The sequence below is a fragment of the Paraburkholderia sp. genome, assembly GCF_035656215.1.
In the GTDB taxonomy this organism is placed as follows: domain Bacteria; phylum Pseudomonadota; class Gammaproteobacteria; order Burkholderiales; family Burkholderiaceae; genus Paraburkholderia.
In genome coordinates this window covers 1-5,683 of the sequence record NZ_DASRSY010000201.1, presented here as the reverse complement: position 1 = coordinate 5,683, position 5,683 = coordinate 1, and the positions used below count along the sequence as shown (strand labels likewise).

At 60.9% G+C, this 5,683-nt stretch carries 5 protein-coding genes and 1 pseudogene; all 6 read left to right on the top strand.

The features are described from left to right. Positions 1–249 (top strand): annotated as a pseudogene (locus VFE81_RS11325) (hypothetical protein); the annotation flags it as partial. A 42-nt stretch (positions 250–291) separates the two neighbouring features. Continuing rightward, a complete protein-coding gene (ldcA, locus tag VFE81_RS11320) occupies positions 292–1,218 on the top strand; it encodes a muramoyltetrapeptide carboxypeptidase (protein ID WP_325044685.1) in 927 nt (308 codons plus the stop codon). A 315-nt stretch (positions 1,219–1,533) separates the two neighbouring features. Next, positions 1,534–2,274, top strand: coding sequence for a GntR family transcriptional regulator (locus VFE81_RS11315; protein ID WP_325044684.1), 741 nt, complete (start codon positions 1,534–1,536; stop codon positions 2,272–2,274). 335 nt (positions 2,275–2,609) lie between these two features. Continuing rightward, positions 2,610–4,091: an NCS1 family nucleobase:cation symporter-1 gene (locus tag VFE81_RS11310; protein WP_325044683.1), complete on the top strand. Its 1,482-nt coding sequence runs from the start codon at positions 2,610–2,612 to the stop codon at positions 4,089–4,091. 26 nt (positions 4,092–4,117) lie between these two features. Next, the gene (locus VFE81_RS11305) at positions 4,118–4,984 is read left to right on the top strand and encodes an aspartate/glutamate racemase family protein (protein ID WP_325044682.1); all 867 of its coding nucleotides are present in this window, start codon (positions 4,118–4,120) and stop codon (positions 4,982–4,984) included. 239 nt (positions 4,985–5,223) lie between these two features. Continuing rightward, positions 5,224–5,683 (top strand): polysaccharide deacetylase family protein (locus VFE81_RS11300; RefSeq protein WP_325044681.1); only part of this gene is annotated, 460 nt, incomplete at its 3' end.

Genomic DNA, 5,683 nt, shown 5'->3' with positions numbered 1-5,683 from the left:
AATCACCACACCACGGTGACTGGCGGCGTTCTCGAAACCGAATGCGGCGACGCCCTCAAATCGTTTTTTGCCGAGCGGCGGCGCGCAAGCCGTGAGGCACGCGCGGTGGCACGGGGCGAAGCGCATGTCGTAGCAGGTAGCGAAGCACACGCCGAAGCGCATGTCGAAGTGCGCAGCGAGGCACGCCCCGACGACGTCGAAGCGCACACCGCAGCACGCAGCGAACCGGGGTCGGCCGAGCCGCTCTAAAACAACAACGTACAACACAACAACGTCCAACAGGTCCTGCCAATGACCGTCCATCGCACCATTGAATTGATCGCGCCGTCCGGATATCCGCATGATGCCGAGGTGCTGCATCGCGCGTTGCATCGCTTGCATACGCAGGGGCATCGCGTTGAGGGTGCGGAGGTGACAAGGCGTCGCTACCAGCGCTTCGCCGGCACGGACGGTGAGCGTGCAGCCGATCTGAACCGGCTGGCCGACCCGTCGCGTGAGTTACCCGACGTCGTGCTGGCCGTGCGTGGTGGCTACGGCGCGATGCGCATCCTGCACGGACTCGACTACGAAGGGCTGCAACGGCGGCTAGCCGATCAACCGGTCGCGCTGGTGGGCCATAGCGATTTCACTGCGGTGCAGCTTGCTTTGCTGGCGCGCGCTGGTGTGAAAACTTTCGGCGGCCCGATGTTGATGAGCGACTTCGGCGCGGAAGATCTGAGCGAATTCACCATGCAGCACTTCTGGTCCGCGCTAACCAGGCCGACCATGACGGTGACGAGCAATGTGCCGCAAGCGCAGGCGGCCGACGTCGCAGGCATGTTGTGGGGCGGCAATCTGGCGGTGCTGACCTCGTTGATCGGCACGCCGTACATGCCGCCGGTGCAGGGCGGCATTCTGTTCCTGGAAGACGTCAACGAGCAGCCGTTCCGGCTCGAGCGGATGCTTTATCAGTTGCACCTGTCGGGCATCCTCGCGCAGCAACAGGCGCTTGTGCTCGGCGATTTCTCCGGCGGTAAATCGTACGATTACGACAACGGCTACGATCTGCATTCGATGATCGAGCAGGTGAGGTCGATGATCGGGATTCCGGTCATCACTGGTCTGCAATTCGGTCACGTTCCCAACATGTTGACGCTGCCGGTTGGCGCGGACGCGCACCTCGTCGCCAACGCGCACGGGTTCAAACTGACGCTATCGGGTTATCCGACCCTCGCCTGAAACGGCGCGAGGCAGTGAAGCGGGCGTTTGCCCGCTTTCTTTTTGAGTCTGTAACGCAACTAACGGTCTATTTATTGGAGCGACCTCAAACAGATCAGTCCCATGAAGGTCTCTCACTTTGTTGACAAAAACCGTCTTCAATAGACGACCACTCCACAGATTAATTAAACTGGTAATGAAGCCGAGAAAGGCCTGAACGGGGTGTTCATTGGCCCGCAGCGCAGCCCGGCCACGCAGATTGTCGGAAATTAAAGCAAAAATTGTTGACAATTTTTATGTCCATCCTATGATGACAAACATACCGAGACGAACATCATGTCCGACGCAGACTCCGCAGCCGCGAATAGTTCGAAACCCGAAGCGATCGCCGAGCGCATCCGCGCCGCGATCCTCGAGCATCGGCTCGCGCCAGGCGCGAAACTGACAGAAGCACAGTTATGCGAAGTATTCAACGTGAAGCGCGGCCCGATCCGGCAGGCGCTCACGCAACTGGCGACTGACCACCTCGTCGATCTCGAACCGAATCGTGGAGCGTTCGTCGCCAGTCCGTCGCTGCAGGAAGTGCATGAAGTGTTCGAAATGCGTCGGATTATCGAACGGGCTGTGGTTGAAAAGATTTGCGGCGGTCATGGCATGCGCCGTTTGAAGAGCATCGGCAGCATGATCGGCCGCGAACGCAAAGCGTTCGAAACACGTGATTTTCCGGCGTGGATTCGCCTGTCGGGTGAGTTCCATACCGAGTTGGCCGGGCTTACCGGCAACACCGTGCTGTGCGACTGCCTGAACGGACTGGTAGCGCGCTCCACGCTGATTTCGGCACTGTATGAGTCGCTCGGACGCAGCCCTTGCTCGTTCGAAGACCACGAAGCGATTCTCGCCGCGCTCGAGGCCGGCGATGCAAAAGAGGCGGCGGCACTCATGTCGCGCCATTTGCAAAGCGTCGAGTTGAAGATGCTGGACCGCCCCGCACGTGGCGCGGCCGATCTGCACGAAGTGTTCGGTGCGCTCAACGGCGCACCGAAGGAAGCAGCAAAGACCAAGTCCGCGCCAGGCTGAGGCACGCGGCCGGTGCGCGCTCATTGCGGGTGCGCGCCGCACTGAATGAACTGAACTGAATCAGGCGTTGCAAGGCGGCTCGACGTGAGCGCTGCCGGCTTGCGCACGCGTGGCCGTCACGGGATGACAGCCTTGGAGTAGTAACGCATCGTCGGCAATCCGCGGCTACAGGCGGTGCGATAACCACAAGTACATCGAGTACGGAGACATCCGCGGCACGGTCAATCGGTCGGTTCGAACCTCCTGTTTCCAGATTGGGAGGGGAGAGGCAACTGGCATGGCCGATGCAACGTCCTTCGATTTGCTATCGAGGGTCCCTATCCCAAGGAGGAAACATGGCTCAGTTCAGCGCAGCGCCCGGCAATCCCGCAATTCCCACATACGGAGACGGCGGCGTGCCCAGTGATCCGTCGATGCCCACAGGCTACAGCGAGAGACTATACAACGAAGACCTGGCGCCGCTCCGCCATCAAACCTGGGGCGCCTACAACATCTTCGCGTTCTGGATGTCGGACGTGCACAGCGTCGGCGGCTATGTGTTCGCGGGCAGTCTGTTCGCGCTTGGGCTGACGAGCTGGCAGGTGCTGATCGCGCTGCTGGTCGGCATTGCAATTGTCAACGTGCTTTGCAATCTGATTGCCAAGCCGAGTCAGGTGAACGGTGTGCCTTATCCGGTAGCTTGCCGCGCGACGTTCGGTGTGCTCGGCGCGAATATCCCTGCCGTGATTCGCGGTTTGATCGCGGTAGCATGGTACGGAATCCAAACTTATCTGGCTTCTAGCGCGCTGGTGATCGTAGTGCTGAAGTTTGTCCCGCAGCTGTTGCCGTACGCGGATTTGCATCACCACGGTTTCATGGGTCTCTCCACCTTGGGCTGGGCCGGTTTCATGTTGCTGTGGGTCTTGCAGGCACTTGTGTTCTGGCATGGTATGGAGACTATCAAGAAGTTCATCGACTTCGCCGGTCCGGCTGTCTATGTGGTGATGTTCATTCTCGCGGGCTACATGGTGTATCGCGCAGGATGGCGAAACATCGGCATCAACCTGGGCGGCGTGAAATACCACGGCATGCAAGTGGTGCCGGTGATGATCACGGCAATCTCACTGGTGGTCTCGTACTTCTCGGGACCGATGCTGAATTTCGGCGACTTTTCCCGCTATGGCAAGAGCTTTCGCAGTGTGCAGCGCGGTAACTTCTGGGGTCTGCCGGTCAACTTCCTCGCCTTTTCGCTGGTGACGGTGATCACGACCGCGGCGACGCTGCCGGTATTCGGCGAACTGATCACGGACCCGGTCGAAACGGTGGGCCATATCGACTACCCGACTGCGGTAATTCTCGGCGCATTGACCTTCACGATCGCGACGATCGGTATCAACATCGTCGCCAACTTTGTCTCGCCGGCTTTCGATTTCTCGAACGTCGCACCTCGTCTGATCAGTTGGCGCGCGGGCGGCATGCTCGCGGCGGTGGCATCGATTTTCATTACGCCGTGGAACCTGTTCAACAACCCGGCGGTGATCCACTACACGCTCGACGTACTCGGCAGCTTCATCGGACCTTTGTACGGGGTCCTGATCGTTGACTATTACCTCGTGAAGCGTCAGAAGATCGTGCTGAATGATCTGTACACGGTTTCCCCAACGGGTTCCTATTGGTATCGCAATGGCGTCAATTACCGGGCTGTGGGCGCGTTGCTGCCGGCCGCGGTCATCGCTGTGATCTGCGTGATGGTGCCGACGCTCGATGGACTCGCGAACTTCTCGTGGTTCATCGGCGCTGCATTGGCTGCGTTGTTCTACCGCGTACTTGCACGCTAAGTTTTAGAGTCGCAACAGGAGTCGATATGCGCATCAAACTGATCAATCCGAATACCACGCAACGCATGACGGACGCGATGGGCCGCTGCGCGCGCGAAGTCGCCGGGCCCGGCACTGAAGTGATCGCGGTGAATCCGACGATGGGGCCGCCGTCGATCGAAGGCTATTACGACGAAGCGCTTGCGACGCCCGGCTTGCTGGCCGAGGTCATCGCCGGTGAGCGCGAGGGCTGCGACGGTTACGTGATCGCCTGCTTCGGCGACCCCGGTTTGTACGCGGCACGCGAGTTGGCGCGCGGTCCGGTGATCGGCATCGCCGAAGCGGCGATGCACGCGGCAAGCGTGCTGGCGCCAGGGTTTTCGGTGGTGACCACGCTGGCGCGCACGTGCGGCATGGCGTGGCATCTCGCGGAGCGCTACGGCATGAAGCGGTTCTGCCGAAACGTGCGCGCCACCGACGTCGCCGTGCTCGATCTGGACAAACCCGGCTCGGCGGCGCGCCGCATCATCCTCGATGAATGCCGGCGCGCGTTGGAAGAAGACGGGTCGGACGCGATCGTGCTCGGTTGCGCCGGCATGGCTGAGTTGTGCGCGGAGATCGAAGATGCGTTGGGCGCGCCGGTGATCGAGGGCGTGACGGCGGCGGTCAAATGGACCGAGGCGCTGATCGCGCTGCGGTTGTCGACGGCCAAGCGGGGCGACTATGCACGGCCGCTGGCCAAGCGCTACGACGGCGCGCTGGAGGCCTTCAGTCCGGCCGATGCGGACCTAAATCCTCCGCCACCTCGCGATTCGGCCGCAAGCGCCGTGGAAAGTGCAAATTCGACCGGTTTACTGCGGGTAAACACCACGGGACGCCTGGTGGGGCCGGCTTCGCACATACATCCCGTCTGACACGCACTATCTGCCCGGGTGTATGGGCGCACCCGAGTGTTTTCGCTACACTGGTTCCACTCGGCGCTGGTACCCGAACGCTAATTACCACTGCTTCTGGTGCCGCTGTTCAGGCCTGTTTTCGCCTGCGCCGACATGCGTAATACCGCAAACGCAAGCAAACGCCACGCAAGCCCCACGTGCATGTCACGTGAGTTCCACGCGAATTTTACGTACCGTCATCACGCTTTCGTCAAACCATGCCACTCGACTCGAACTATCCACGCGATCTGATCGGCTACGGCCGCCACCCGGTGCAGGCGAACTGGCCGGGTCGAGCGCGCGTCGCGGTGCAATTCGTCCTGAACTACGAAGAAGGCGGTGAGAACTGCGTGCTGCACGGCGATCCGGGCTCGGAGCAGTTTCTGTCGGAAATCGTTGGCGCGGCGTCTTATCCGGCGCGTCACATGAGCATGGAGTCGATCTACGAATACGGCTCGCGCGCAGGCGTGTGGCGCATCCTGCGCGAATTCGAAAAGCGTGGTCTGCCGCTTACGGTGTTCGGCGTCGGCATGGCGATCGAACGGCACCCTGATCTGGGGCGCGCCTTCGTCGAGCTCGGTCATGAGATCGCCTGTCACGGCTATCGCTGGATTCACTACCAGGACGTGTCGCCGGAAAAAGAGGCGGAACACATGCGCCTCGGCATGGAAGCGATCG